At 61.1% G+C, this 26807-nt stretch carries 26 protein-coding genes, 1 tRNA gene and 1 pseudogene; 16 read left to right on the plus strand and 12 right to left on the minus strand.

From position 1 onward, the window contains the following. Position 1: 1 nt before the first annotated feature. The 3 genes from FHX16_RS03905 to FHX16_RS03915 are packed head-to-tail and all read left to right on the plus strand — an operon-like array spanning position 2 to position 2260. On the plus strand, positions 2 to 838 hold the full coding sequence (locus FHX16_RS03905) for an ABC transporter ATP-binding protein (protein ID WP_183860128.1): 837 nt from the start codon (positions 2 to 4) through the stop codon (positions 836 to 838). Further along, complete coding sequence (locus FHX16_RS03910) at positions 835 to 1674, plus strand: dipeptide ABC transporter ATP-binding protein (RefSeq protein WP_259126546.1); 840 nt, start codon at positions 835 to 837, stop codon at positions 1672 to 1674. Before FHX16_RS03905 ends, FHX16_RS03910 begins: the two co-directional genes overlap by 4 nt. A 52-nt stretch (positions 1675 to 1726) precedes the next feature. Then, the gene (locus tag FHX16_RS03915) at positions 1727 to 2260 is read left to right on the plus strand and encodes a gluconokinase (protein WP_259126547.1); all 534 of its coding nucleotides are present in this window, start codon (positions 1727 to 1729) and stop codon (positions 2258 to 2260) included. An 8-nt stretch (positions 2261 to 2268) separates the two neighbouring features. On the opposite strand, the gene FHX16_RS03920 is transcribed toward FHX16_RS03915, so the two are convergent. The 3 genes from FHX16_RS03920 to FHX16_RS03930 form a co-directional block, all read right to left on the minus strand. Beyond that, entirely contained in the window at positions 2269 to 3516 is a 1248-nt protein-coding gene (locus FHX16_RS03920; protein ID WP_259126548.1) for an FAD-binding oxidoreductase, read from the minus strand. A gap of 74 nt (positions 3517 to 3590) precedes the next feature. Next, positions 3591 to 4091, minus strand: a complete 501-nt coding sequence (locus FHX16_RS03925; RefSeq protein WP_259126550.1) for an isoprenylcysteine carboxyl methyltransferase family protein — start codon at positions 4089 to 4091, stop codon at positions 3591 to 3593. Next, positions 4091 to 5143: a type III polyketide synthase gene (locus FHX16_RS03930; protein ID WP_259126552.1), complete on the minus strand. Its 1053-nt coding sequence runs from the start codon at positions 5141 to 5143 to the stop codon at positions 4091 to 4093. Before FHX16_RS03930 ends, FHX16_RS03925 begins: the two co-directional genes overlap by 1 nt. 162 nt (positions 5144 to 5305) lie before the next feature. On the opposite strand from FHX16_RS03930, the gene FHX16_RS03935 reads away from it, so the two are divergent. The 3 genes from FHX16_RS03935 to FHX16_RS03945 are packed head-to-tail and all read left to right on the plus strand — an operon-like array spanning position 5306 to position 7339. After that, the gene (locus FHX16_RS03935) at positions 5306 to 5893 is read left to right on the plus strand and encodes a tetratricopeptide repeat protein (RefSeq protein WP_259126553.1); all 588 of its coding nucleotides are present in this window, start codon (positions 5306 to 5308) and stop codon (positions 5891 to 5893) included. A gap of 52 nt (positions 5894 to 5945) precedes the next feature. Further along, positions 5946 to 6551 carry an RNA polymerase sigma factor gene (locus tag FHX16_RS03940; protein WP_259126554.1) on the plus strand — a complete coding sequence of 202 codons (606 nt, stop codon included), beginning with the start codon at positions 5946 to 5948 and terminating at the stop codon, positions 6549 to 6551. Further along, positions 6548 to 7339 (plus strand): anti-sigma factor, encoded by a 792-nt coding sequence (locus FHX16_RS03945; protein WP_259126556.1) that lies wholly within the window; start codon positions 6548 to 6550, stop codon positions 7337 to 7339. The genes FHX16_RS03940 and FHX16_RS03945 overlap by 4 nt, the downstream gene beginning before the upstream one ends. 137 nt (positions 7340 to 7476) lie before the next feature. Here the strand turns inward: FHX16_RS03945 and FHX16_RS03950 are convergent, their stop codons facing one another. The 5 genes from FHX16_RS03950 to FHX16_RS03970 all read right to left on the minus strand — a co-directional run bounded on the left by FHX16_RS03950 (position 7477) and on the right by FHX16_RS03970 (position 12611). After that, positions 7477 to 9690: a xanthine dehydrogenase family protein molybdopterin-binding subunit gene (locus FHX16_RS03950; protein ID WP_259126557.1), complete on the minus strand. Its 2214-nt coding sequence runs from the start codon at positions 9688 to 9690 to the stop codon at positions 7477 to 7479. Continuing rightward, complete coding sequence (locus FHX16_RS03955; RefSeq protein ID WP_183860112.1) at positions 9687 to 10664, minus strand: xanthine dehydrogenase family protein subunit M; 978 nt, start codon at positions 10662 to 10664, stop codon at positions 9687 to 9689. Before FHX16_RS03955 ends, FHX16_RS03950 begins: the two co-directional genes overlap by 4 nt. Before the next feature lie 3 nt (positions 10665 to 10667). After that, a complete protein-coding gene (locus FHX16_RS03960) occupies positions 10668 to 11309 on the minus strand; it encodes a (2Fe-2S)-binding protein (protein WP_210296591.1) in 642 nt (213 codons plus the stop codon). 183 nt (positions 11310 to 11492) lie between these two features. Further along, entirely contained in the window at positions 11493 to 12398 is a 906-nt protein-coding gene (locus tag FHX16_RS03965) for an AraC family transcriptional regulator (RefSeq protein WP_259126561.1), read from the minus strand. A gap of 139 nt (positions 12399 to 12537) precedes the next feature. Further along, a tRNA-Gln gene (locus tag FHX16_RS03970) sits at positions 12538 to 12611 on the minus strand. Positions 12612 to 12867: 256 nt separating this feature from the next. Between FHX16_RS03970 and FHX16_RS03975 the strand changes: the two genes are divergently transcribed. From FHX16_RS03975 to FHX16_RS03985, 3 genes are read left to right on the plus strand one after another with little or no spacing between them, the layout of a single operon-like run. Next, positions 12868 to 14400 carry a Ppx/GppA phosphatase family protein gene (locus FHX16_RS03975; protein ID WP_183860111.1) on the plus strand — a complete coding sequence of 511 codons (1533 nt, stop codon included), beginning with the start codon at positions 12868 to 12870 and terminating at the stop codon, positions 14398 to 14400. 9 nt (positions 14401 to 14409) lie between these two features. Beyond that, a complete protein-coding gene (locus FHX16_RS03980) occupies positions 14410 to 15129 on the plus strand; it encodes an RlmE family RNA methyltransferase (protein ID WP_183860109.1) in 720 nt (239 codons plus the stop codon). A 58-nt stretch (positions 15130 to 15187) separates the two neighbouring features. Beyond that, positions 15188 to 15571 (plus strand): VOC family protein, encoded by a 384-nt coding sequence (locus FHX16_RS03985; protein ID WP_183752531.1) that lies wholly within the window; start codon positions 15188 to 15190, stop codon positions 15569 to 15571. 3 nt (positions 15572 to 15574) lie between these two features. On the opposite strand, the gene FHX16_RS03990 is transcribed toward FHX16_RS03985, so the two are convergent. Further along, positions 15575 to 16999 carry an MFS transporter gene (locus FHX16_RS03990; protein WP_183860108.1) on the minus strand — a complete coding sequence of 475 codons (1425 nt, stop codon included), beginning with the start codon at positions 16997 to 16999 and terminating at the stop codon, positions 15575 to 15577. Between the two features lie 253 nt (positions 17000 to 17252). Here FHX16_RS03990 and FHX16_RS03995 point away from each other — a divergent pair, with 253 nt between their 5' ends. From FHX16_RS03995 to FHX16_RS04005, 3 genes are all read left to right on the plus strand, one after another. After that, positions 17253 to 18245, plus strand: coding sequence for an MBL fold metallo-hydrolase (locus FHX16_RS03995; protein ID WP_183860106.1), 993 nt, complete (start codon positions 17253 to 17255; stop codon positions 18243 to 18245). A 178-nt stretch (positions 18246 to 18423) separates the two neighbouring features. Beyond that, positions 18424 to 19908: an IMP dehydrogenase gene (gene guaB / locus FHX16_RS04000; protein ID WP_183860104.1), complete on the plus strand. Its 1485-nt coding sequence runs from the start codon at positions 18424 to 18426 to the stop codon at positions 19906 to 19908. A gap of 2 nt (positions 19909 to 19910) precedes the next feature. Continuing rightward, complete coding sequence (locus FHX16_RS04005; protein ID WP_183860102.1) at positions 19911 to 20471, plus strand: hypothetical protein; 561 nt, start codon at positions 19911 to 19913, stop codon at positions 20469 to 20471. 2 nt (positions 20472 to 20473) lie between these two features. Here FHX16_RS04005 and FHX16_RS04010 read toward each other — a convergent pair whose 3' ends face one another. Beyond that, positions 20474 to 21391, minus strand: coding sequence for a LysR family transcriptional regulator (locus FHX16_RS04010; protein WP_183860100.1), 918 nt, complete (start codon positions 21389 to 21391; stop codon positions 20474 to 20476). A gap of 95 nt (positions 21392 to 21486) precedes the next feature. Between FHX16_RS04010 and FHX16_RS04015 the strand changes: the two genes are divergently transcribed. From FHX16_RS04015 to FHX16_RS04025, 3 genes are all read left to right on the plus strand, one after another. Beyond that, on the plus strand, positions 21487 to 22242 hold the full coding sequence (locus FHX16_RS04015) for an SDR family oxidoreductase (protein WP_183860099.1): 756 nt from the start codon (positions 21487 to 21489) through the stop codon (positions 22240 to 22242). A gap of 101 nt (positions 22243 to 22343) precedes the next feature. Continuing rightward, positions 22344 to 22766, plus strand: a complete 423-nt coding sequence (locus FHX16_RS04020; RefSeq protein WP_183860097.1) for an MAPEG family protein — start codon at positions 22344 to 22346, stop codon at positions 22764 to 22766. A gap of 106 nt (positions 22767 to 22872) precedes the next feature. Beyond that, a complete protein-coding gene (locus FHX16_RS04025; protein WP_183860095.1) occupies positions 22873 to 23748 on the plus strand; it encodes a dienelactone hydrolase family protein in 876 nt (291 codons plus the stop codon). Here the strand turns inward: FHX16_RS04025 and FHX16_RS04030 are convergent. Beyond that, positions 23749 to 24653: pseudogene (locus FHX16_RS04030) on the minus strand (LysR substrate-binding domain-containing protein). 375 nt (positions 24654 to 25028) lie between these two features. Between FHX16_RS04030 and FHX16_RS04035 the strand changes: the two are divergent. Then, complete coding sequence (locus FHX16_RS04035; RefSeq protein WP_246712551.1) at positions 25029 to 25661, plus strand: TetR/AcrR family transcriptional regulator; 633 nt, start codon at positions 25029 to 25031, stop codon at positions 25659 to 25661. Positions 25662 to 25664: 3 nt separating this feature from the next. Here FHX16_RS04035 and FHX16_RS04040 read toward each other — a convergent pair whose 3' ends face one another. Further along, positions 25665 to 26621, minus strand: coding sequence for a LysR substrate-binding domain-containing protein (locus FHX16_RS04040; protein WP_210296590.1), 957 nt, complete (start codon positions 26619 to 26621; stop codon positions 25665 to 25667). Positions 26622 to 26807: the final 186 nt, after the last annotated feature.

Below are 26807 nucleotides of genomic sequence, written 5' to 3' on the forward strand. Positions count from 1 at the left end.
GATGGCACTTCTTGAAATCGAAAATCTCGTCGTCGAGTTCCAGACCTCCACGGGTCCGTTTCGTGCCGTCGATGGCGTATCGCTGAAGGTTGATGCGGGCGAAGTCCTGGCAATCGTTGGCGAGTCGGGATCCGGTAAGTCGGTCTCCATGCTGGCTGCGATGGGCCTCCTGCCGTGGACCGCAAAGGTGACGGCAGACAAGATGGTCTTTGACGGCCGCAATCTGCTTGGCATGTCGGCAAGCGAACGACGCAAGATCATCGGCAAGGATATGTCGATGATCTTCCAGGAGCCGATCGCCAGCCTCAATCCGTGCTTCACCGTAGGCTTCCAGATCGAGGAGGTCCTGCGGATCCATCTCGGGCTTGATAAGGCTGCGCGGCGGAAGCGCGCGATTGAGCTGTTCGAGGCTGTTGGCATTCCCAACCCGGCCGAACGGCTCGGCCACTTCCCGCACCAGATGTCGGGCGGCCAGTGCCAGCGCGTCATGATCGCCATCGCGATCGCCTGCAATCCGAAGCTCTTGATTGCCGACGAGCCGACTACCGCACTCGACGTCACCATCCAGAAGCAGATCCTCGATCTGCTGATGCGGCTGCAGACGGAGCACCGCATGGGTCTCATCATGATCACCCACAACATGGGCGTGGTCGCCGAGACGGCCGATCGCGTGATCGTGCAGTACAAAGGACGCAAGATGGAAGAGGCCGACGTCCTGTCGCTCTTCGAGTCTCCGAAGAGCGACTACACGAGAGCACTGCTCGCCGCCCTGCCGGAAAACGCCACCGGTGACCGACTGCCGACCATCGGCGAGATTTTCAAGGGAGCGGCCCAATGACGCCAGTCCTCGAAGCAAAGAACATTGTCCGCAACTATTATCTGCCGGGCGGTCTCTTCAAGAAGGAGAGAACCGTACATGCCGTCAAGGGTGTGAGCTTCAAGGTGGAGCAGGGCAAGACACTGGCGATCGTCGGCGAAAGCGGTTGCGGCAAGTCGACGCTCGCCCGCATCGTCACGATGATCGATCCGGCGAGCGGTGGCGATCTCTTCATCGACGGCAAGAAGGTCGATATCGCTGCAGGCGATCTGACACCGGAAATTCGCCGTAAGGTGCAGATTGTCTTCCAGAACCCCTACGGCTCGCTGAACCCGCGCAAGAAGATCGGCGACATCCTGATGGAGCCCCTGATCATCAACACCGATACGCCCGCCCCCGAGCGGCGCGAATTGGCGATGGCGATGCTCAAGAAGGTCGGCCTGCAGGAGATCCATTTCAATCGCTATCCGCACATGTTCTCCGGCGGCCAGCGCCAGCGTATCGCGATCGCCCGCGCTTTGATGCTGAAGCCGCGGCTCCTGGTTCTCGATGAGCCGGTGTCTGCACTCGACCTTTCGGTCCAGGCTCAGGTTCTCAATCTGCTCGCGGATTTGCAGGACGAGCTGAACCTCACCTATGTCTTCATCAGCCACGATCTCTCGGTCGTTCGCTACATGGCCGACGACGTCATGGTGATGTATTTCGGTGAGGCTGTGGAGTATGGCGCGCGGGATCAGGTTTTCAACGATCCGCAGCACAGCTATACGAAGACCTTGTTTGCTGCGACACCGCGCGCCGATGTCGACACCATTAAGGCTCGCCTTGCGCGCAAGAGTGCGGCACTCGCCGCGTCATAGGAATATGGTTCTCCCCGTTCCGGGAGTGCCGGAACGATAAGAGAGATAAACGATGCCAGAGACCAACAAGACCCCTCATGCCATCATCGTCATGGGGGTCAGTGGTTGTGGCAAATCCTCAATCGGCCTGAAGATTTCGGACGCCCTCGGCATGCAATTTGTCGAGGGTGACCAGCTTCATCCTGCGTCGAATGTCGAGAAGATGTCGAAGGGCATTCCGCTGACCGATGACGATCGTATTCCGTGGCTCGACCTCATCGGTCAAACTATGAAACAGGCGCTCGATCGCGGGCAGGGCGTCATCGTTTCCTGTTCGGCGTTGAAACGCACCTATCGCGACCGGCTGCGCAACGCCGTGAACGGCAACCTGTTCTTCGTTTATCTGTCAGGTTCGAAAGAGCTGCTGACGAAGCGGATGGGTGAGCGGAAGGGCCACTTCATGCCCCCATCATTACTTGAAAGCCAACTCGCGACACTGGAAGTGCCGACCGGCGAGCCCGGCGTGGTGACGGTCGATATCGATGACAGCATCGACGGGATTGCAAGGGCGGCACTCCGGGATTTGTCGGGACTCGGTATCGCCTAGGGGAGAGTTCACGGATTGAAACGCTGCGGCGAATAGGCGGAAAGATCGACGAATGGCCTCTCGCCGGTCATGACCTCAGCCAGAGCACGGCCTGTAACCGGCCCCAGCGTCAAGCCGTGGTGGGCGTGGCCGAAGGCGAACCATAGCCCATCATGCCGCGGCGCTTTTCCAATGATAGGCATCATATCAGGGGTGCACGGGCGAGCGCCCATCCAGGGCTCCGGATCAAGCCTTTCGCCGAGCGGAAAGACCGTGCGCGCCACCTTCTCGGCTCGATCGAGCTGCACGGGCGTCTTTGGCGCATCCATGGCGGCGAATTCAGCGCCCGTCGTCAGTCGTATGCCGCGGTTCATCGGTGCAAGGAAATAACCGCGCTCAGCATCGAGCGTCCAGTTGTTGAGGGTCGCATCCTTTGCCGCGGCATAGTGCATGTGGTAGCCGCGCTTGACGCCGAGCGGAAAGGCATAGCCGAGCCGTCGGGTTGCTACCGCGGCCCAGGGGCCGAGCGCCAGGACCGCATCCTCCGCGTCCAGCGAGCCTTCGCTGGTTACCACCCTCCAATTTGCCCCAGAGCGGCCGAGAGAGTTGGCATCACCGGTCAGGTATCTACCGCCCAGGCTTTCGAAATAAGCGCGATAGGCCATCGTCAGCCCGTGCGGATCGAGAACCGACCAAGGATCGCGCCAGCGTAGGCCGCCGACGAAATCTCCGTTGATGTGGGGCTCCAATCGCGCAACGCCAGCAGCATCCAGCTGCTCATAGCTGATCCCGAATTCCGCCCGCAGCCGTTCGGCCTCGGCAAATTCTGCATCACGCTTGCCGGCCGTGCGGAAGATCTCCATCCAGCCATTCTTGCGGATCAGGTGCTGCGCATTGGACGCCTCGATCAGATCATTGTGCTCCGATATCGAGTGCTGGATCAGCGGCGCATAGGCGCGGGAAATCATTTCGTGGCGTTTGGCGTTGGAATTCCACCAATAGCGGGCGAGGAAGGCAAGTTGGCCGGGCAGCGCCTTGAGATGATAGTGGGCATCGATCCGGTTGTTGAAAGCGTAGCGGACCAGAACGCCGAGCTGTTGTGGAAAGCCGTAGGGAACGACACCCTCGCGTTGAATGAGTCCGGCATTACCAAAGGACGTTTCCTTGCCTGGCGCCTTGCGATCGATCAATGTCACCTGCCGTCCCCGGCGCTGCAGATGGATGGCTGTCGATACGCCGACGATCCCGGCGCCAAGCACAATTGCGTTCTTTGTCATTTCCGTGCATTCCACCTATTTCAGGCAATGAAAATGCCGCTCCGGCAAGTCGCACGCAAACGAAAAATTGCGTTTCATTTCAAAAACATTGCGGTTCTCAACGCCTCATTTTCCGCTTTGATGCGGACGTAGAGTGCCGCCGCGTTCAGCGCCGAAAATATCGCGGCGTAGACGGGCATCCCAAAGGCGAGGGGAAGGACGGCGATCTCGCCGGCGACGACCGCATAGTTCGGATGCGTCATGAACCGGTACGGTCCACCGCTGACGAGGGGAGCGCCGGGCAGCACGATGATGCGTGTCGTCCACCGCCCCTTGAGCGTGCCGATGACCCAGAGACGACCTGCCTGCAAAACCACGAAAACGGCCAACCACACTGGGTCGATCGGGCGACCAATTGCCAGCAGCCACAATCCGGCAATCCAGCAGCTGTGCAGCGCCACCATGTAGCGATAGTGCTCCGGCGCGACCTCCTTCGCGCCGCTGTCCAAAAGCGCCCGCGTATTGCGGCGGGCGAGAACGAGTTCCGCGAGGCGCTGGGCCGTCACGAAGGCGAGGAGGGCAACAGAGGGCCACATTACGCGACCCTCTTCAACGTTACGCAGCTCGCCGCAAAGCCTGGCCCCATTGCGACCATGGCGCTACGTGGCGGCAATCCGGCCTTCAAGACGCGTTCCAGTACGAAAAGGATCGTCGGCGAGGACATGTTGCCATATTCGGCGAGCACGGCGCGCTCATGATCCAGTTTTCCTGCTTCGAGTGACAGAGCGCTTTCCAAAGCTGTCAAGACTCGCGCGCCGCCGGGGTGACAGATGAAGCGATCGATATCGCACCGGGACAGGCCGTTACGCGCCAGTATTCCGTCGACGGCGGGGCCGAGTTCAGCCTCGGCAAAGGGCGGCAGCGACTGGGCGAGAACCACGCCAAAGCCGGTATCGTCGATCTTCCAGCCCATGATGCCCAGCGTATCGGGGAAAAGGTGCTCGCCCGTCGACTCGACCTCAGCCTTGCCATGCGGCCCCGCCCGGAGAACGCAGGCCGCCGCGCCATCGCCGAAAAGAGCCGTGGCGATAATGTTGGCGCGTGTCAGTTCGTCGAGCCGGAACGCGAGCGTGCAAAGTTCGATGGTCACGAAAAGCACGGTCTTGCCCGGCCGGTCGCGGGCAAACCGCGAGGCAATGGCGAAGCCCGAAACGCCCGCAGCGCAGCCGAGCCCGAAAACGGGAACACGTTCGATATCCGAGCGAAAGCCCATTTTTTGCGCGAGCTGTGCATCAAGGCTCGGTGTCGCGATCCCAGTGGATGAGACGGTGACGATGCAGTCGACGTCACGCCCCTGCAGTCCCGCCTGTTTCAGCGCGTTGGTGGCGGTTTCGAAGAACAGGCTGCGTGCCACCTCGCCATATGCTTCCATCCGGTCCTGCCAGCCGTGCGGTTCGATGAACCACTCCAGTGGACGCGCGGCATAGCGCTTCTTGATGCCGGAATTTTCGAAGACGCTGGCAAGGTGAGAGAAATCCTTGAATCGGGACGAAAACAGCCGGGCGGACGTCTCCGCTGCTTCCTTCTGGGTGATGACATGCTCTGGTGTCGCGACGGCAAGACTCAACAGTTTTACGGTATCACTCACGGAATGCTCCTTTTGGCCGGCGCGAACGGCTAACACCTCAGCTTCGCATTTATTCGCCGGCGGTGCAGCGCAGCGCTCCAAAAAAGAAGAACAAGCAATCGAATAAACTGCCATTCAACAGTGTTCACTCGCCGCCAACGTCATTTTCTTAGGAGATATCCCATGACGATCGCGACTGTTCGTATTGCTTCCATCCTGGTCGGCGGCTGCATTGCCGCTTTCGCGCTTTCGGCTCCCGCTTTTGCAGTGGGTGGCGGTGGCAGCGGCGCTGGTGGCGGCAGCGGTGCCAGTGGCACGGGCGGCAGCAGCGGCACCATGCCGACCTGCAAGAAGGGCCAGCTGTATGACAAGAAAACAAGGAGATGCGTCAAGCAGAGCAGCGCCAACGTGACGGAGGAAAACCGCACGGACTATGCCTATTCGCTGGCAAAGGCTGGCCGCTACGAAGAAGCGATTGCCATGCTCGATACGCTGAAGGACCCGAACACGGCTGAAGCCCTGAACTACCGCGGCTACGCCACCCGCAAGCTCGGCCGCACGGACGAAGGTATTTCCTACTACCTGAAATCCGTCGAGATCGATCCGAAATATGCGCAGGTTCGCGAATATCTCGGCGAAGCCTACGTGGTTAAGGGTCGCCTCGATCTCGCCAAAGAACAGCTCGAAGTGATCAAGACGCTTTGCGGCAGCACCGAGTGCGAGGAATACGAGGACCTCCACGAAGCAATCATGAAGCCCTCTAAGATGTGATTTCCGGCGACTGGACAGGAGCGCGCAATCACGGTTGACAGGAACCCTCCAAATGCCGTTCGCGTACACCACATTTCCTGCCTATAGTCCTGCAACGCCAAAGCCGCCGGTACAACCGGCGGCTTTGGAAGGAAAACTTGTGGCGGAGGCTCACATCGCAAGCGAAGCCGATATCAGAAGCGGCCTGGCGGACAATCTGCTGCGGCTGTGGCGCTATGGCCTTGTGCTTTCGCATCGCCGCGACGTTGCCGACGATCTCGTGCAGCAGACCTGTGTCCGCGCGCTTGAGCGTGTCGGGCAGTTCGAAACGGGAACCCGGCTGGATCGATGGTTGTTTTCCATCCTGCATTCCATCTGGCTGAATGAGATCCGGTCGCAACGAGTGCGCCTTGGTCGGGGCTTCGTTGATGCCGACGAGGCCTTGGTCGTCGATGGTGCCCGCGAAACGGAAACACATGTCATGGCGAACCAGGTTCTGCGACTGGTCAATACGCTGCCGGACGCGCAGCGGGCAGCCGTGTTCCTCGCTTACGTAGAAGGTCTTTCCTACAAGGAAGTAGCAGACGTATTGGACATCCCGATCGGAACGGTGATGAGCCGCCTTGCTGCCGCGCGCGCCAAGATCGCAGCCAGCGTATCGGGGGGAGGGGACACATGAGCGACAAGAACAAAATCCCCTCCGATGAGGAATTGACGGCCTATATCGACGGTGAGTTGTCGAATGCCGAGGTATCGCGCATCGAGGCGGTTCTGGGCTCTGACGAGCATGCGGCCGCAAGGCTGGCGTTCCTGTCGCAGAGCAGCCTGTCATTCCAGCAGGCCTTCGAACCATTGCTGTCCGCGGCACCGAAGGCGAGGCTCGATGCGATGCTGGGCATTCTGCCGGCCGAGGCAAGGCCGGTTCGGGCGCGCTCCAATCGCCGCGGCTTCCTGGCTGCGCTTGCCGCCTGCCTGGTCGCCGGTGTTGTGGCCGACCGGGCCGTCATCGGCATTCGCAACCGCGTTCACGCACCCGACGAAAGCAATGAATGGCGGGCCGTGGTCGCCGAATACATCGCTCTCTATACGCCAGACACCCTGGCCGGACCGTCGCCATCCGCCGAAGCACAGGTCGCCCAACTCGCGCGCCTCGACGACAAGCTTGGCCTCTCGTTGTCCCCTGAAGCCGTGTCGCTGCCGGGCATCGAGTTCAAGCGCGCACAGATGCTGCAGTATGACGAAAAGCCGCTCGCGCAGATTGCCTATCTCGATCCCGAGACCGGACCGCTGGCGCTCTGCATCGTTCGCTCGGATGTCGGCATGAAGGAGCCTGACGTCGAAGGCCGAAATGGCATGAACGTCGTCTACTGGTCGAACGCAACGCACGCCTTCATGTTGATCGGCCGCATCCCGATCGATCGGATGCAGGAACTGGCGGATGGTGTCAGGGCAAGGATGTCGGCGTAGTCTCGGCCAGGTGTGGCCGAGTGGGCATCGGTTGGCCCTCTAGGCCAGGCTCTCCTCGTCTGCGCGAGGCCAGGATATTGTCTTCCAGACCGAGGCAATTCCATTGCCTGCATCCGATCCGGAAGACCATTTGATGGCTATGCGGTCAGCATATCTTCGATCCGGATCGGCAGGGTTCGCACGCGTTTGCCTGTCGCATGGAAGATTGCGTTTGCGATCGCTGGAGCGGTGCCGACGAGTGCTATCTCGCCAAGGCCCTTCACGCCGAGCGGGTTAACGTGAGGGTCGACTTCCTCCACGAAGTGTGCCTCCAACGTCGGGATGTCGAGGTTTACCGGCATCAGATAGTCGGCCATGTGAGCGTTGACCGGGCGGCCATCGCGCGGATCGAGTGCCGTCTGCTCCATAAGCGCCATCCCCATGCCGCCAATCATGCCGCCGGTGCACTGACTGCGGGCGAGAAGAGGATTGACGACGCGACCGATCCCATAGGCACCGACGATGCGGCGGACGGTGATCGTGCCCACATCCGGATCGATGGCGACCTCCGCAAATACAGCTCCGAAGGAGTGCATCGAATATCGCTCCGCCACGCTCGGATCGCGCTGCGCGGATCCACTGGCTTCGATCGGACCGCGGTTGGCGACAACAATGTCCTGATAAGAAATGCCCAATGACGCTTCGCCGCGGCGCCGAAGCGTGCCTTCGCGCCATTCAAAATCTTCTATCGACGTTCCCGAAACCGGCAAGTTGGCGCTTGTGGTTGCAAGCCGAGTCGCTTCTGCCTGCACCTCGAGACAGGCAGCACGGATTGCCGACCCGACTGACGCCATCGTCCAGGAGCCACCGTGCGAGGGTGTTTGCGGATAGTCCGACCTTCCAAGCTTGAAACGGATTCGCTCCAACGGGAGGCCGAGGAATTCCGCCGCCACCTGGCTCATGGAAGTATAGGTTCCTGGACCCATGTCGCTGGCGGCTGCCTCTACCTCGGCCGTTCCGTCTGCAAGCAATCGCACTCTCGCGTTTGCCGGTGCATGGAAGGCCGGATAGGTCGCGCTGGCCGTTCCCATGCCGATAAGAAGACGCCCGTCGCGCATGGAGCGCGGTTGGGCGGTTCGTCGCTTCCAGCCAAAACGCTCGGCGCCGAGGTCGTAACATTGGATGAGCGACCTGCTGGAGAACGGCTTGTTTTCGCCTTCATCGATATCAGGTTCATTACGACGCCTCAGCTCGATGGGGTCGATACCGAGTTTGTAGGACAATTCGTCGATAGCGCTTTCGAGCGCAAAGATGCCGCTCGCCTCGCCGGGACCGCGCATATGATTTGGCGTGCTCGTGTCGAGCTGCGCCAAGCGGTAGCCGGTCTGGACGTTGGGGCAGGAATACAAGTAGTCGGTGACCGAGGTTAGCGCCTCCGTAAATTGCTCATAGCGGCTCGTTTCTCCCGTACCTTCATGGATCACAGCGGTAAGCCTGCCCTCTGACGTAGCACCGAGCGCAACCCTCTGAAAGGTGCGTGGCCTGTGACCGGTTGTGAAGAACATCTGCTTGCGGGTGAGCACGAGCTTGACCGGCCGTCGGATCTGGCGCGCCGCCAGTGCTGCCAGCGTAACGTGCGGCCACGTCCTGAGGCTGGTTCCGAAGGCGCCTCCGATAAAGGGACAGATGACTTCGACATTCTCCAGCGGCAAGCCGAATACTGCCGCGATTTCGGCTTGCTCATTGACCAGATATTGGCTCTTGCTCCATAGGGTCACACGGTCGCCGCTCCAGGATGCGACCGTTGCGTGCGGCTCCATTGGATTGTGGTTCTCACGCGCAATATTGTAGGTCTCGTCAATGACGACAGGCGCCTCGGCCACTGCCTTATTGGCATCCCCTCGTGATCTGTCGACGCTACCCGCTTCCGGAATGATGCGCTCAACCCTCCGATCCGTCGGGTCCGTGAGCGGCTGCTGGGCTTCATAGGAAATGTGCAGTTCTGCGGCAGCCCGCTCGGCATGATCGATGCTGTCCGCAACGACTACGGCGACGGGCTGGCCGTAGAAGCGCACCTTGTCGTCCTGCAGGACATGAAGGCGGTCCCCCGACGCCGGATCGATGATGGCCCTATGCGGCAGATAAGGCAGCCGTTCGGCGTTACGATGGCTGATGACGGCGATGACGCCCGGCATCTTCTCGGCGGAAGTGCTGTCGATATCGGTGACCGTACCGAGGCCGATCGTGGAACTGACGATGGCGGCGTAGGCTTGGCCAGGTTGATTGAAGTCGGCCGCGTATCGGGCGCCGCCCGTCACCTTCTGCGGGCCGTCGACTCTAGTTCTGGCTGTGCCGATGAGATTGGTTGTCATGCGACTTCTCCTGCCATTTCGAGGGCACGGACAATGGTCCGCGGCAGTAGCTCCACCTTGTAGTGGTTATGGCTTAATGGACGGGCACCGTCGGTCGCCAGATGGGCGGCAGCCTCGAAGCTTGCGCGATCTGCGGCATTGCCGGCAAGGGCCGCCTCGCAGGCTCGCAGACGCCAGGGCTTGGTGCCGACCCCGCCCACAGCGATACGCGCTGAGCGGATCAGCCCGTTGTCGACATCGATCGCGACTGCCGCCGAAACAAGCGCGAACTCATAGGAAGCCCGGTCGCGTACCTTGAGATAGCGTGCGCGTCGGCTGTGGGGTCCGCCGGGGACGCGGATCTCCAGGATCAACTCGGCCGGAAGGAGCGTATGCTCCAGATGCGGAGTGTTTCCGGGCAATCGGAAGAGGTCTTCGACGGGGAAACTGCGCTCGCCTTGCGGACCCCTGACCCGCATTGTCGCGCCGAGTGCGACGAGCGCGACCGCGACATCCGAGGGATGTGTCGCGACGCATTGATCGCTGGTGCCAAGGATCGCGTTGCCCGCATTGAGGCCGTCGATCGCGGCACAACCGGAGCCGGGAGCCCGCTTGTTGCAGGCAGCGTCCAGCATCCGGAAATAAGGACAGCGGCATCGCTGCAGCAGATTGCCGCCCATCGAAGCCATATTCCGCAATTGTGGCGAAGCGCCTTCGATCAGGCTCTCCGCGATCACCGGCTGCAGGCGCTGCACGTCCGGGTGGGTAGCAACGTCGGACATCCGGGCGAGCGCGCCAATAACCAGATCCTCACCATCCACTCGAACATCGCCCAAGGGGAGGGCGTTGATATCCACGAGCTGATCCGGCCGTTCGACCTCCTCGCGCATAAGATCGACAAGCGTCGTTCCGCCGGCGATGTAGCGCGCGCCGGCGGCTGCGGAGGCTATCGCGGCTTCGGTGTTACGTGCCTTTTCCAATACAAACGGAAGCATGGGTCAGCTCCTTTCGGCCGCGTCAGCGATCGCAGCGACGATGCCTGGATAGGCGCCACAGCGACAGATATTGCCGCTCATCCAGAACCGGATATCCTCGAGGGACGCCGCATGGCCCTCGGCAATGCAGCCTAGTCCCGACATGATCTGGCCAGGAGTGCAGAACCCACACTGCAGGCCTTCATGCTCCACGAACGCCTGTTGCAGTGGATGAAGCTCGCCGTTCCTTTCGAGCCCTTCGATGGTTTCGATTTCGGCTCCGTCATGCATGGACGCCAACGTCAGACAGGAAACGATACGTCTGCCGTTGAGGAGAATAGTGCATGCGCCGCAGGCGCCCTGGTTGCAGCCCTTCTTCGTGCCGGTGAGATCAAGAGTTTCACGCAAAACGTCGAGCAGGGATTGCCGGGAATCGACCTGAAGTTCTCTTGCCGTTCCATTCACGACGAGCCGAACCGGCCCTGTCACGCCGCTGGTTGTCACGCTTGGCGGGGACGACTGCGATTCAGCATGGGACACGGACGCGAGTGACACGACGCCTCCCGCCATCTGAAGAACCGTGCGGCGTGAAACCGATATCGAAGCGGCGGAAGAGTGCTCCTCCGGTCCAGCCTCATTTGACAATGTCTGGTTTTGATTGGTCATCTTGGCCTCCTGACGCGGACCGCGTGCGAGGCTTGGCCAGTTAGCCAGCCCCCACCGCACCTTCGCTTAACGCTATCTGCCGATTGCTCGCAGACCAGTGCACAGAGTGCTGTTTTTTGTATGCCAGTGCTACCTTGCAATAAAGCGCCGTGGCCCGACGGGACCGTGTCGGATGGAGCTTGCCTAGAGGCTGCGAAGGCGCCGCCACGAGCCGGGTGTGACACCAACCGCCTTGGAAAAGCTACGCGTGAAGTGGCTCTGATCGGTAAAACCGCATTGATGGGCGATCAATTCGATCGGCACGGAAGGCTTCAGAAGTAGATTTTTTGCTCGTTCTATCCGCTGCGCCTGCAACCACTGAAGCGGCGGCAGGCCCGTCGTGGCCTTGAATTCGCGTGCGAAATGGCTGCGTGACAGGCCACACCCGCGAGCGAGTTCCCCAAGACCGATCTTGTCGTCGAGGTTCGCCAGCAGCATCTCCTTCGCCCGACGCTCTTGCCACTGCGCCAGTCCCCCACGGATCGCATGTACGACCGCAGGCCGCTCGGCATACGCAACGCTGATGTGCGTCAACAGAGCCAGCGCAATGCCATCAGCAAAAAGCTGAGTCGCAGTCTCCTGCTGCTCGAAAGCGGTTACCAGGCATTCGCCCAGATTTCTGATCACGCCATCATCGAAGGCCACGCCGCTGGCGGTGCGGAGCGACCCGACCGACCCCAGATCGTGCTCGTCGTGGAACTGCTGCAATGCCTCATGCGACGCATACATGGACACACAGTCGACAGCTCCACGAGTCAGCGAGGCATGTTCCTCGTTGAGGTCAAGGAAAAGAAACTGCCCGGCATTGAGCGGCATCGCGGGCATTGGTCTGTCATTGACCCAATAGGGATACTCGGCGAGATAGCGCCGCTGGAGGCAGATCAAGTAGCCGTTGCTCCGTTCCATGCGGACCGGAGCTTCGTTTTCCGGTTCATTCCAGCGCAATCGACCGCCGGTAACTTCCGCCAGTTGCAAAAAGCGCGTGGAAAGGGTGCGAGGTTGCTCCAACCCCACAAATCGACCGATGCTCCGTCCAAACTCCTTCGCCATCGTCGCCCCCGGTGTGGAAACCAGCCATGTAAATAGCATTGCGCAGGGGAATTCAAAGCGAAATCAAGTTACCGTGGGAGGTGGTAGGGCTGCCGGGACTAAGGTCAGAGGGAGATCGGCACGCAGCAAAGTGGAGAATTGGCTGGGGAACCTGGATTCGAACCAAGATCGACGGAGTCAGAGTCCGCTGTTCTACCATTGAACTATTCCCCAGCAGCTGCGGCGCTCGAAGCGGCTCCGCTGGTGTGCGGCGCTTATAAACAAAAGCTGGCGGATTGCAAATACCTGTTTCGAAAAAAATGACCAGGGATTTTGCAGCGGGTTTTGATCTCAAAAAGTTGGCTTATTTCGCAACTGCCAAAAAGAATTTGGTGATTTCGCGATGCGCTGGTATCTTCGCGGCAACGCAAAATCGAATGAGCGCCTGCTGCATACCTTCTGGACTTGCGCGGTGCGATGGAAAAAGAACGTGGAAGACCCCGAAGGCGGCCAAGGGCCGCAAGGTAACGGGGCGTTGGCGGCAGGGCGCAAGGACGGCAAGAAGTCCAGGCGCCGCAAGGGCAAGCGTGGCGGGCAATCCCGCAGCGCGAACCAGTCCGCTCAGCATGTCCTCTCAGGCGAGACCGGAGAGGCGGCACGCCCAATCGAAGCCGGCAACGCGGCGCGCAAGCGAAAGCGTCGCCGTCGTGGTATAGGCGCCTCAGGCGAAGCCGCGCAACAACATCGTCAAAGCAACGAAGTTTCCGCCATCGCAGCGCAAGCAGCTCGCGTTGACAGCGAGTCGGTACCGAGCCGCCGCAATCGCCGCAAGCATCGCGGCAAACGCGGTCTGCAGGGACGTCCCCTGGTGCATGAGAAGCCGGTCGGACGTCCAGCTCAGCCGCAGCAGGCGACCCAAGGGAGCGACACCGCTGAATCGCGGATAGGTCAGAACGAGAATCGGGCGCCGCGGCAGGCCGAAAATGGGTACCGCAATCACGGCGAACATCCGTGGCCGGACGAGCTCTATGCCGCTCTCGATCTCGGCACCAACAATTGCCGCCTGTTGATCGCGCAGCCGACGCGGCCCGGCCAGTTTCGCGTCGTCGATGCCTTTTCGCGGATCGTGCGCCTCGGCGAAGGATTGGCGGCAAGTGGTCGGCTCTCCGACGATGCGATGGATCGGGCGGTCGATGCGCTGCGCGTCTGCGCTTCCAAGCTGAAAAGCCGTGAAATCCGCCGGATGCGGCTGATCGCCACCGAGGCCTGCCGGCAGGCGGTCAACGGCGCCCAGTTTCTCGAGCGCGTTGTGGCCGAGACCGGCCTCGAACTCGAGATTATCGATAGGGAGACGGAAGCGCGGCTCGCCGTTTCCGGCTGCTCGTCTCTGGTCGGTCGGGAGACACGGTCGGTTGTCCTCTTCGATATCGGCGGCGGCTCCTCCGAAATCGCGGTCATCCGCATCGGCGATAGCCGCTTCAATCGCCTCGCCAATCACATCACGCATTGGACCTCGCTTCCCGTCGGCGTCGTGACGCTTTCGGAGCGTCACGGCGGGCGGGATGTCACGCCGGACGTCTTTGAAGGAATGGTCGTGGAGGTGGAGGGCATGCTTGAGCGCTTCGATTGCCCTGCGATCGACATCGGTCATGCCGGTGACTTCCATCTCATCGGCACATCAGGAACGGTGACGACGTTGGCCGGCGTTCACCTCGATCTGCCGCGCTACGACCGGCGCAAGGTCGATGGTATCTGGCTTTCCGACGACGAGGTCTCGGCTATGCAGGCCAAGCTTCTGTCGTGGGATTTCGCCAGCCGCGCCGCCAATCCCTGCATCGGGCCGGATCGCGCCGACCTGGTGTTGGCCGGTTGCGCCATTCTCGAAGCGATCCGCCGTCGCTGGCCGAGCCCCCGTATGCGTGTTGCCGATCGCGGCTTGAGGGAAGGCCTGCTGACGGACATGATGGCGGATGACGGCGTCTGGCGGCGCCACCGCAACCGCCGCGGTCAGCGCGGCAAATAGGGGACAAGCATGGCGAAGCCAACCATTGCGGGCAACCGCACCGGCCGCAAACTCGGTCAGCGCGTCAAGAACAAGAAGATGAAGGCGTCGTCGCGGCAATGGCTGCAGCGCCACATCAACGATCCCTATGTGCAGCGTGCCCAGCTGGAAGGCTATCGCGCCCGCGCCGCCTTCAAGCTGCTAGAGATCGACGAGAAGCACAACATTCTGAAGGGCGCCCGCCGCATCATCGACCTCGGTGCCGCACCGGGGAGCTGGTCGCAGATCGCCGCCAAGGTCACAGGCTCCACGGACGAAGATATCCGCGTCGCGGCGATCGACTTCCTGGAGATGGATCAGCTGCCGGGCGTGAAGATCCTGCAACTCGATTTCCTGGATCCGTCGGCGCCGGCGCAGCTGATCGAGGCGGTCGGCGGCACGCCGGATGTGGTGATCTCGGACATGGCGGCGCCGACGACCGGCCACCACCGCACCGACCATTTGCGTACCATGCATCTCTGCGAAGTCGCGGCCCACTTTGCCGTCCAAGTCCTGGGTGAGGGCGGCCACTTCCTGGCGAAGACCTTCCAGGGCGGCACGGAGCGCGATCTTCTCAACATGCTGAAGCGGCATTTCAAGCAGGTAGTTCACGTCAAGCCGCCGTCGTCGCGTGCGGAGTCGGTCGAAATGTTCCTGCTGGCGAAGGGCTTCAAGGGACGGCAACCCGAACCAGATATTTCGGAAGCTTGATCTTTGGGCTGGTCTTGAGTGATGATCGATGCCCCCAGACCTGGAATGCCCGGCTACCATGCTCCTATACGTTACCCTCGGAACCAATGATATCGATCAGGCGAGGCGGTTTTACGACATCGTCCTGCCAGTGCTCGGTTACCGCCGTCAACGCTATTCCGAAGAAGAGATCGGCTACGCCGCAGATGGCGACACCCGCTGCCGGCTCTGGGTCGTCACCCCGTTCAATCGCCGGCGGGCCTCCAACGGCAATGGTTCTATGGTCGCGCTGCATGCCGAACGCCGAGCGGATGTGGATGCGTTCCACGCTGCGGCACTGGCCGCAGGCGGCGTCGACGAAGGCGCGCCGGGATTGCGGCCGTTCCATGCCAATTTCTATGCCGCCTACGTTCGAGATCCGGACGGCAACAAGCTGAGCGCTGTCTGCGAAACTCCGGAATAGCCCTTACTTCACCGCTTGCTGTGCGGCCTCGATTGTTGCTGGGGAGATGCGCTTTACCCGGTGGCCGGAGACGACCGCCCCGGCGCTCTTGTCCATCCGGATGAAAGGGATCGTTGCCACGACCGTCAGGACCGCGATGACATAGAAGGCGATGTGGAAGTCGGCCACCTGCAGTGCCTCGCCGCGGAAATAGATCGAGGTCTCGAGGATTGCCGCGGCAACCGCGACACCAAGCGCCAGGCTAATCTGCTGCATCACCGAACTCATGGAGGTAGCCTGGCTCGCCTGCGCATCTTCGATGTCGGCAAAGGCCAGCGCATTGACGCCCGTGAAGAAGAACGAGCGCGAGAAGCCGCCGACAAGAAGGACGGCGATGATGACCAGGTGCGGTGTTTGCGGCGTGAAGAAGCCCGTCACCACCGTCACAATCGTCGTGACGCCCGCTGCCGAAAGCAGCGTCGTGCGGAAGCCTGCCGCCGCAAAGACGCGGCGCGCCATGAACTTGGTGGTGATCGCGCCGATCGCGCCGGCAAAGGTGATGAGGCCGGATTGGAACGGCGTCAGACCGAAGCCGAGCTGCAGCATCAGCGGTGTCAGGAAGGGCATTGCGCCGATGCAGATGCGAAACAGTGTGCCGCCGGTGGTCGATGCCCGGAAAGTCGGGTTTTTGAAGAGGTTCAAATTGAGGATCGGCGCTGGATGCCGTTTGGCATGGCGTACATAGAGAAAACCGCAGATGAGACCGATTGCCGTCGCCGTGATGCCGATCACAGGCGGCAGAGCCGGCAGGCTGACGACCGAGAGGCCGAAGACCACGCCGGCCGCCGAAAACGATGTCAGCACGAAACCCGTCACGTCAAGCTTTGGCGGCGCGGTCGCTTCCACCTCCGGCAGGAAGATTGTCGCGAGCCAGACGCCGATGATGCCGACCGGCACATTGATCAGGAAGATCCAGTGCCAGGTAAAATAGGTGGTGATGAAGCCGCCGAGTGGCGGTCCGGCCAAGGGGCCGACCAATGCCGGGATGGTCAGCAGCGCCATCGCCGAGACGAGCTCGCTTTTCTTCGTCGTCCGCACCAGCACCAGGCGGCCGACCGGCGTCATCATCGCGCCGCCCATGCCCTGTAGGAAGCGGGCGACCACGAACTCGATCAGGCCGGACGAGATCGCGCAGAAGATGGAGCCGACGACGAAGACGCAGATGGCAAGGCGAAAGATGCGCTTGGCGCCGAACCTGTCAGCCATCCATCCGCTGATCGGAATGAAGACAGCGAGCGATACCATGTAGGAGGTCAGCGCCAGCTTCAGCGTGATCGGCCCGACATGGAGGTCGTTGGCGATGGCGGGGAGGGCGGTTGATATGACGGTGGAGTCCATCTGCTCCATGAAGAGAGCGACGGCGAGGATCAGCGGAACAATGCGGTTCATGCGCGAATGCCTTGAGGGTCTTGCGAAGGCGTCTGGGGGCCTGTGCTCTGTAGTCCTCGGGAAGACCTCTGCCAACCCCTCATTCCGCTTCTGAAACACGTTTGCATCACGTCTGCGTGAGACTGCTTGCTCAGCAATTTCAACGGTCAAGATTGACATATGTTCGTTTCGGCCAGCTGCAAGAAAGATGGCAGCGGTTCGCTATTTGGGGGCTGGGCGGCAACGATGTCGAACGCTATTGGAAGGATGGGATATGGCAGTACCGTCGGGGATGAAACGGCGCACCTTATTTGCAGCGGGCATCGGCCTGCTGGCGGCGCCGATGATTTTGACAGAGACGGCCGCAAGGGCCGCAAGCGGAGACAAGACCAAGATGGATGCGACGACGCAGCCCCAGTTCAATCAATTCAAGCTCGGCTCCTATAAGTTTACCGTCTTTAAGGACGGCGCCAATGTTGGTGAAAAGCCCTACGAGACATTCGGGACCAATCAGAAACCGGAAACTGTCCAGGAACTGCTCGCGAAGAATTTCCTGCCGACCGAGAAGTTCGTCAATTCCTATGCGCCGACGTTGATCGATACCGGCTCGGACGTCATCCTTGTTGATACCGGCTTTGGCGAAGGCGGCCGTGCGCGAGGCAATGGCCAGCTTCGCGATGGCCTGAAGGCGGCTGGCTATTCGCCCGACGACATCACTGTGGTCGCGCTCACCCACCTGCATGGCGACCATATCGGCGGGCTGATGGAAGGCGGGGCTCCGGCCTTCAAGAATGCGCGCTACGTCATCGGCCAGATCGAATATGACTTCTGGACCGACAAGGCCCGCGAGGGCACGCCGGCCGAAGGCGGCCACAAGGCGGTTCTCGCCAACGTGGTGCCCCTTGCCGAAAAGGCGACGTTCATTGGCGACGGCGGCACCGTCACAAGCGGCATTACCGCGATGCTGGCACCGGGTCACACGCAGGGTCACATGGTTTTCCACGTCGAATCCGAGGGCAAGCGCCTGGTGGCAACAGGCGACACCGCCAACCACTATATCCTGTCGCTGCAGAAGCCGGATTGGGAGGTTCGTTTCGATATGGACAAGGCCCAGGCCGCTGCCACCCGTCGCAAGGTGTTCGGCATGATCGCCGCCGAGAAGATCGCCTTTGTCGGCTACCACATGCCGTTCCCGTCGGTCGGCTTCGTCGAGACCTACGAGGACGGCTATCGCTTCGTTCCGAAGACCTACCAGTTCGACCTGTGAAGTCGCTGCATGGCAGCCATACCGGGCCCGGCGGACACGCCGGGCTTTTTGCTATTCCCTTCCTGTCATAGACGTGTTACCAGCCCTCGCCAACTTCCAAAGCAACCCTTGCACACCGCCGGTGCGGACGATTCGTTCCGGGAGGCGTTGCATTTTTCTTAATTGAAGGAAATTGGCCATGGCTCGCATCATAGAAACGCCAACCGGTTTGGACGCACTCACCTTCGATGATGTGCTCCTGCAGCCCGGTCATTCCGAGGTTCTGCCCGGTCAGACGAGCGTCGCAACCCGCATCGCGACCGACTTCGAGCTGAACATTCCGATCATCTCTTCAGCCATGGACACTGTCACGGAAAGCCGTCTCGCGATCGCCATGGCGCAGGCCGGCGGCCTCGGTGTCATCCACAAGAACCTGACGCCGGCCGAGCAGGCCGAGCAGGTCCGCCAGGTCAAGAAGTTCGAAAGCGGCATGGTCGTCAACCCGGTGACGATCGGCCCCGACGCGACGCTCGCCGACGCGCTCGCCTTGATGAAGATCCACAGCATCTCCGGCATTCCCGTCGTCGAAAAGACCGGCCGTCTCGTCGGCATTCTGACGAACCGCGACGTTCGCTTCGCCTCCGATCCGAGCCAGAAGATCTACGAGCTGATGACGCGAGAGAACCTCGTCACCGTCAAGGAAAGCGTCGACCAGCAGGAAGCCAAGCGCCTGCTGCACGCTCATCGCATCGAGAAGCTGCTGGTGGTCGATGGCGAGGGCCGTTGCGTTGGCCTCATCACCGTCAAGGATATCGAAAAGTCGCAGCTGAACCCGAATGCATCGAAGGATGCGCAGGGTCGCCTGCGGGCCGCCGCCGCCGTCGGCGTCGGTGACGATGGTTTCGAGCGCGCCGAGCGCCTGATCGAAGCCGGAGTCGACCTTCTCGTTGTCGATACCGCGCATGGCCATTCGCAGGGCGTTCTGAATGCCGTGGCGCGCGTGAAGAAACTCTCCAACTCCGTGCGGGTCATGGCCGGCAACGTCGCCACATCTGATGGTACCAAGGCGTTGATCGATGCCGGTGCGGATGCCGTCAAGGTCGGTATTGGCCCGGGCTCGATCTGCACCACGCGCATCGTTGCCGGTGTCGGCGTCCCGCAGCTCGCCGCCATCATGTCGGCCGTCGAGGCAGCACGGGCGCAGGATATCCCTGTCATCGCCGACGGCGGCATCAAGTTCTCCGGCGACGTCGCCAAGGCGATCGCGTCAGGCGCCTCCGCCGTGATGATCGGCTCGCTGCTTGCAGGCACCGATGAAAGCCCCGGCGAAGTCTATCTCTACCAAGGCCGTTCCTTCAAAGCCTATCGCGGCATGGGCTCCGTCGGCGCCATGGCGCGCGGCTCGGCAGACCGTTACTTCCAGGCGGAAGTGCGTGACACGCTGAAGCTCGTGCCTGAAGGCATCGAAGGCCAGGTTCCCTACAAGGGTCCAGTATCCGGCGTCCTGCACCAGCTCGCAGGCGGCCTCAAGGCGGCGATGGGCTATGTCGGTGGCAAGGACATCAAGGACTTCCAGGAGCGCGCGACCTTCGTGCGCATCTCGGGTGCCGGTCTTCGCGAAAGCCATCCGCATGACGTGACGATCACCCGCGAGAGCCCGAACTATCCGAGCGCTGGCGGCTGAGAATGAACGCGGGCAGCCGTATTCCACTCTGGATTATCGCGCTGCTCGCGGCCATCTGCATCGGTGTGCTTGCGTGGACGACATTCGGCTTTGTCGTCCCCTTCAAGCACGAGACCGGGCAAGCGGTTCTCGATATCTATTTCGCCGGCTATGACGAGTTGACCGTCGGTCGCATGCAGCGGCTCCTCGGCGAGAACGATGTTGCCAATAGTCTGCTGCGGGCCATGTACGCCGGTCCCGAGCTGATCTTTCCGGCACTTCTGACCGCACTCCTTTTGCTGGTCTTGATGAAGTTGCGGCCGGGCGGATCCTATTTTGCGCGTCCGATCAGTCCTGCCCTCATTAAGCTCATCTATGTGCTGCCCTTTGTTTACGGTCTTGCGGACTATGGCGAGAACATCGCTAGCTTGATTGCCTTTGGCGGCAGTGCCTGGGCAGACCGGGCCGCCGAGCTATTGCCATGGATGACTCGGCTGAAATTCGCGAGCCTCGCCATCTGCCTGATCATCATCGCCCGTTTTGCTATCGTTCGAGCCATGCACCGCGGCGACGGCGAACGGTAGCCTTATCGCGGCCACCTCCAGGGCGGATTGGTAAGGCGGGCTGCCATGAACTCCGCCAACACCTCGACCTTTGCCGGTCTTGCGCGTGCAGATGGCGTGACAAAATAGAGTGCACCGCTCGGCAGGCTCCAATCAGTCAGGATCGCCTTCAAACGCCCGTCAGCCAAGTATTCGCTGGCCATGAACTCCGGTAGTTCGCAGATGCCGAGGCCGCGCAGCGCCATTGGGATCAATGCCTCCGAGTTGGTCGCCCGGAGCGGACCGGTTGGCGTGACGAATTCCTCGTCGCCAGCCTTGTTCGTCAGGCGCCAAATGTCCTGTCGCGGGCGATAGGCATAGCCGAGGCAGTGGTGAGCGGCCAGCTCGCGTGGATGCTGCGGGCATCCGTATTTCTCAATATAGGCGGGCGACGCCAGAATGAACGGGGCAACCGGCGCGAGCCGCCGGGCGATCAGCGATGAGTCGGGCAGGACCGCGATGCGCAGCGCTGCATCAAAGCCTTCCGCCACAAGATCGACGCTCGCGTCGCTCATGTGAAGGTCGATTGTGATATCCGGGTAAAGCTCGAAGAAGTCAGGCAGGATCGGCGCAATCCAGTGGACACCGAACGTCATCGGCGCCGCCAGCCGGATCAGACCGCGCGGACGGCTCGACAATTCGAGCGCCGCTTTCTCGATTTCCTCGGCATCCGTATAGATCCGCGACGCCCGTTCGGCGAGACGGAGGCCGAACTCGGTTAGCGATAGCTGGCGCGATGTGCGATTGAACAGCCGGGCGCCCAGCCTCTCTTCCAGGCGTGCGACGCCGCGCGAAACGGTTGCCACGGAGATGCCGAGTGTCTTCGCGGCGCGGGCGAACGACCGTTCCTCCGCCACTTTGGCAAACATTGCGAGACCTTCGAAATCCGGCAGCTTCATCATTTCATTTCTGCAACAATGGATTTCATGCCTTTCTATTCCGAAATGATCGCGTCGTCCATATCTCCTGCTCAGTCGAACAAAAGGAGACGACTGATATGACACAGAGACTGAACGGGAAGATTGCGGTCATCACAGGCGCGACATCGGGGATCGGCCTCGCCACCGCCAAGCGTTTCGCTGCCGAAGGCGCGCGCCTCTTCATCACTGGACGCCGGGCGGATGTGCTCGAGGCGGCCGTCGCCGAGATCGGCGGCAACGTCACCGGCATCCAGGCTGATTCCGCCAAGCAGGCTGATCTCGATCGCCTCTTCAATCGCGTGAAGGACGAAGCCGGTCGCATCGACGTTCTCTTCGTAAATGCAGGCGGCGGCTCATTCGCGCCGATTGGCCAGATCACCGAAGAGCAGTTCGACGACACGTTCAATCGCAATGTGAAGGGCGTGCTCTTCACGGTGCAGACGGCGCTGCCGCTGCTCGGCAACGGCTCGTCGGTCATTCTAACCGGCTCGACCGCTGGCGCGACCGGTACGCCAGCCTTCAGCGTCTACGCTGCCTCCAAGGCAGCGATCCGCAACTTCGCACGCAACTGGATCCTTGACCTGAAGGATCGCGGCATCCGCATCAACACCCTGAGCCCCGGCCCGACCGAAACCACCGGCCTGGTCGAACTCGCCGGCAAGGACAAGGCACAGCAGCAGGGTCTTCTCGACTATCTCGGCTCGCAAGTTCCGATGGGTCGCGTTGGCCGCGCCGAAGAAATCGCCGCCGCCGCTCTGTTCCTCGCCTCGGATGAATCGAGCTTCGTCACCGGCGCAGAACTCTTCGCCGATGGTGGCATAGCTCAGGTCTGATGCCAGCCTCGCCCGTCGCAGAATTGCGGCGGGCATTTGCGGCGTTCGCGGTTTTCCTCTACAGCACGGAAATAAAACGGAAAACTGCAAGGAAAGACAGCATGACCGGCTACGAGATGTTTTGGCCCATTATCGCCCACGTAGCCTTGGTTTATTTGCTCTACATGCTGCTCGGCTATCGCCGCCGGCAGCTGGTTCAGGCGGGCAAGGTTCGCCGATCGAACTACCGCGAAAATCGCGACGAGCCGCTGGAAGGTCTCGTCGTCAAGAATTGCTTGGCCAACCAATTCGAACTCCCCGTGCTGTTCTATGCCTGCTGCGTCCTCCTCTACATGACCGAAGCCGACAATCTGGTCGCCGTCGGGCTTGCCTGGGCCTTCGTTGCACTCCGCTATCTGCACGCCTTCGTGCACGTCACCAGCAATGACCTCCGTTACCGCAGTCCGCTTTTCGGGGCTGGCTACGTGGTGCTCGGCGCTATGTGGGTTTGGCTGGCCATCTGGATGGTCTTTCCTAATGGCTGATCGGCTGAACCGCTTGAAGTAACGCAGTTTTGTTCCCGCGTTACCGGTCACTGACCTATCTTCCCCGACAGGTGAAAGCCAACAGGTAGGGAACGGGAGACCTCACATGGACAAGCCGGAAATCACGCAGGCGATGATCAACGCCTACGACGAATATACGCATCTGACACTCGACCGCCGCAACTTCATGGACAAGCTGACGAAACTGGCCGGTTCCGCCGGTGCAGCGGCCGTCATCGCGCCGATGCTCGCTGCCAACAAGGCGAGCGCGGAGATGATCTCGGCCGATGACAAAAGGCTGGTGGCCAAGGACGTCACCTATCCCGGCGGCACTGGCGAAATGAAAGGCTACCTCGTCGAACCCAAGGATGCCTCCGGAAAGCTCGGCGCCGTGATTGTCATCCACGAGAACCGCGGCCTGAACCCGCACATCCGCGACGTTGCGCGCCGCATGGCGCTGGAGGGCTTCATCGCCTTGGCCCCGGACTTCCTTTCCCCTCAGGGCGGTACGCCTGAAAACGAGGACAAGGCCCGCGAGATGTTCGCCAAGCTCGATCGGCCCGCTACCGTCGCGAATGCCGAAGCGACGCTGACCTATCTGGGCAAGCTCGATAATTCCAACGGCAAAGTCGGTGTGATTGGATTCTGCTGGGGCGGAGGGCTCGTCAACGATTTTGCTGTTGCCTCACCGGACCTGAAGGCCGGCGTCGCTTACTACGGTGCTCAGCCGAAGGCGACCGATGTACCAAACATCAAGGCGGCGCTGATGCTGCATTATGCTGGCCTCGACGACCGCATCAACGCCGGCATCGACGCCTACAAAAAGGCATTGCAGGAAAACGGCAAGGACTTCCAGATCTTCGTCTACGACGGCGTCAACCACGCCTTCAACAACGATACGTCGTCGGCGCGATACGACAAGAAGGCCGCCGACCTTGCCTGGACGAGGACGGTCGAATTTCTGAAGAAGAACCTCGGCTGATCAGGCGGGCAGCTCGCGCGGGGTAGGGGCGACGGCAACGATCGCCTCCGCCAGCGCCTCCATCTCCTTGCCGCGATGGTTGCTGCGCCGCCAGGCAAGGCCGATTTCGCGCGACGGCTGTGGATCGGTGAAGGGAACGATACGGATCGAATTGCGGCTGGTCTCGGTCGGAATGGCCATTTCGGGGATAAGTGTCATCCCCATGTCGTGCGACACCATCTGCAGCAGCGTCGCCATCGACGTCGCGCCGAAATTGACCAGGCTGCGCTTGCCGGCGCTGCAGACGGCGAGCGCCTGGTCGCGCAGGCAATGACCCTCCTCGAGCAGCAGCAGGCGATCGACATTTACTTCATGCTCGGTCAGGGGGATGTCAGCACGGCCTCGCCGTTATCCGCCACCGCCATGAAGAAGCGGTCGGTGAAGAGTGGCCGCGTCTGGATGCCTTCGATATCGAGCGGTAATGCCGCGATCACGGCGTCGAGCTTTCCGGTCAAAAGGTCCGCCATCAATCGATCTGTGACCGCTTCCCGCAACTCCACCTCAACGCTTGGATAGGTCTTACGCAAATGCGGAACGAACTGTGGAACGAGGTAGGGGGCAACCGTCGGAATGATCCCGATGCGGATCAGTCCTTCAAGCGTGCCGCCGCCCTTTCGCGCGGTCTGCTCGAGCAGGTCGACCTGATGCAGAATGGCGCGGACGTAGTGCAGGACTTCCTCGCCCTTCGGCGTCAGGATGGTGCTCTGCCGGGTTCGCTCGACAAGCTTGGCGCCGAGATACTCTTCCATCTCCATGATCTGCGTCGACAGGGCCGGCTGGCTGATGTGGACCATTTCGGCCGCCCTGCCGAAATGGCGTGTCGTTGCCAGTGCATCGAAATAGCGCATCTGTCGCAGGGTCAGCATGATAAGTTCTTTCAATCGAATGTCTCAGTAAATACGATTGGAAGTTATCGAAGGTCAATGAATTTACGACAGGGGCCGCTGGGTAGTCGGCATTGTAGCAGCCGATGGCGGGATGGGTGCCGCGACGCCGGCTGCTGCGAATCGGTAGTGCCCAAACAAGCGGCACGAGCGCGCATCGAGCGACCGCGATTGCGTTCGCTTGCGGTCGAAACTGGACCAAATCCGGGTGTATCACCCCGATTTTGCTATGCTTTTCTGGATCCGTACAATCCAATCTATCTCGTTTACGAGTCGTGAAGACCTGCATGTCATATCGGCAAAAAGGCGCCGGCATGAATGTCCTCCGTCGCTCCACATAGAACAAATGGGAACGACATGAAGGTCGGAAGTTTGGATCGTATTGGCCTCCGCCGGAAGCCAAAGCAGGAACGCAGTATTCAAAGGCTCGACCTGATCTTGTCGGCCGCAGCAGCAATTATTGCCGAAAAGGGCGTAAGCGCCATGCGAATGACGGAACTGGCCGTCGCCGCCAAGGTGCCGATCGGCTCCGTCTATCAGTATTTTCCAGAGAAGGCCGCGATCGTCAAAGCGCTCTTCGACCGCCATGCTTCGGCAATTCAGGCCCGTATCGCCGAGGCTTTTTCGTCAGTGCACTCTGTCGATCATGCGCTTGAGGTGCTCGCGGCGACGATCGACTGGCACTACGAAGACTATCGTAACGACGCCGCCTATCTCGGTATCTGGATGGGCACCGAGACTGACCACGATCTGTTGCGCCTCAACATCGAGCACAGCAAGCGGATTGCCGACATTTTTCAAGATGCCGTCCGCCGCGTCGCCCCCGAACTGTGTGCGGCCGACATGCAGGCCAGAACCTACCTCTTCAGCCATTTGCTCGGCGCCTCGATCCGCCTTGCGGTCGTCAGCGAGGACACGCTCGCCAGGCGCATTCTCGACGAGTGGAAGCGCGTGATCCGCACGGCCTTCCTCTCGCCGGTTGCTGCGTGACGGCTACCAGCTCGGAACGACGCTGGCGACCTTGAGGCGGGGCTGGACCCGCCCATAGGCGTTCTTCACATCAGGCTCCAGATTGTCGTCGACGACAGCGGGCGTGATGTTGTCAAGGCAAGCGGTGATATGGGCGGTGATCGCGTTCATGAGCGACAGGGAGACGCCCGGCCGTTTCATGATGCCGATCTGGACCGGGGGGAGGGCAGGGAAGCCATCCGCCTGGCTCAGCACCTTCATCCCCGTGCGCAGCGCCGATTCCGGCATGACGGAAACGGCCATGCCAGCGAGGACCGCGGCTGCAACGACCGTGCACGACCAGCTGGTGAACAGAATTTGATGTTCGCGGCCGACGGCATCGAGTGCTGAGCAGGCAAGCTGACGCCACTGGCAGTCGCGACGCCCGACGGCAAGCGGCACCGGCGCATCGTCACGGATAGGATGGTTCGCCGAGCCGACCCAGCAGAGGGGTTCGGTTCGCACGACGTCCGACATGCGCTCGCGCGGATTATGCGTCACCAGCGCGATATCGAGTTCGCCGCGATGCATGCGCTCGGCGAGGTCCACCGAAGGCTCGCAGACGATATAGAGTTCGACGTTCGGATGCGTCTTGGCGAAGCGGCCAATGATCTCCGGCATGTAGCGGTCGGCATAGTCATCGGGCGTGCCGATGCGCAGCGTACCCTCGAGACGGTTGTCGTCGAAGGCGGCGATCGCCTCGTTGTTGAGGCGGATCATGCGTCGAGCATAGTTCAAGAGCTTTTCGCCCTCGGCGGTCAGGCGGTTGCCGCGACCGTCCTTGATGAAGAGCTGCTTGCCGATGCGCTCTTCAAGCCGTCGCATCTGCATGGAAACGGCCGATTGCGTCTTGTAGACCCTGTCGGCAGCCTTGGTGAAGCTGCCGGAATCCACGATTGCGATGAAAGTCTGCAACTGATCGATATCAAGAGGCGCTGACATGATCTCACCCATAAAGTTCTCTGATGGTAATCATTAGAAACATTCGTTGGACTGATCAATAGGTGTTTGGCATCTTCGGGATGCAAATCAAGCAAAGTGAAGGACAGACATCCTGCCTGTCCGAACCGATTTCAACCGATGCCCTCCCGCTCGACCTCGCGGGAGGGGTGGGTTGTTGCGCGCCTA

It is taken from the genome of Rhizobium sp. BK661, from assembly GCF_024808825.1.
In the GTDB taxonomy this organism is placed as follows: domain Bacteria; phylum Pseudomonadota; class Alphaproteobacteria; order Rhizobiales; family Rhizobiaceae; genus Rhizobium.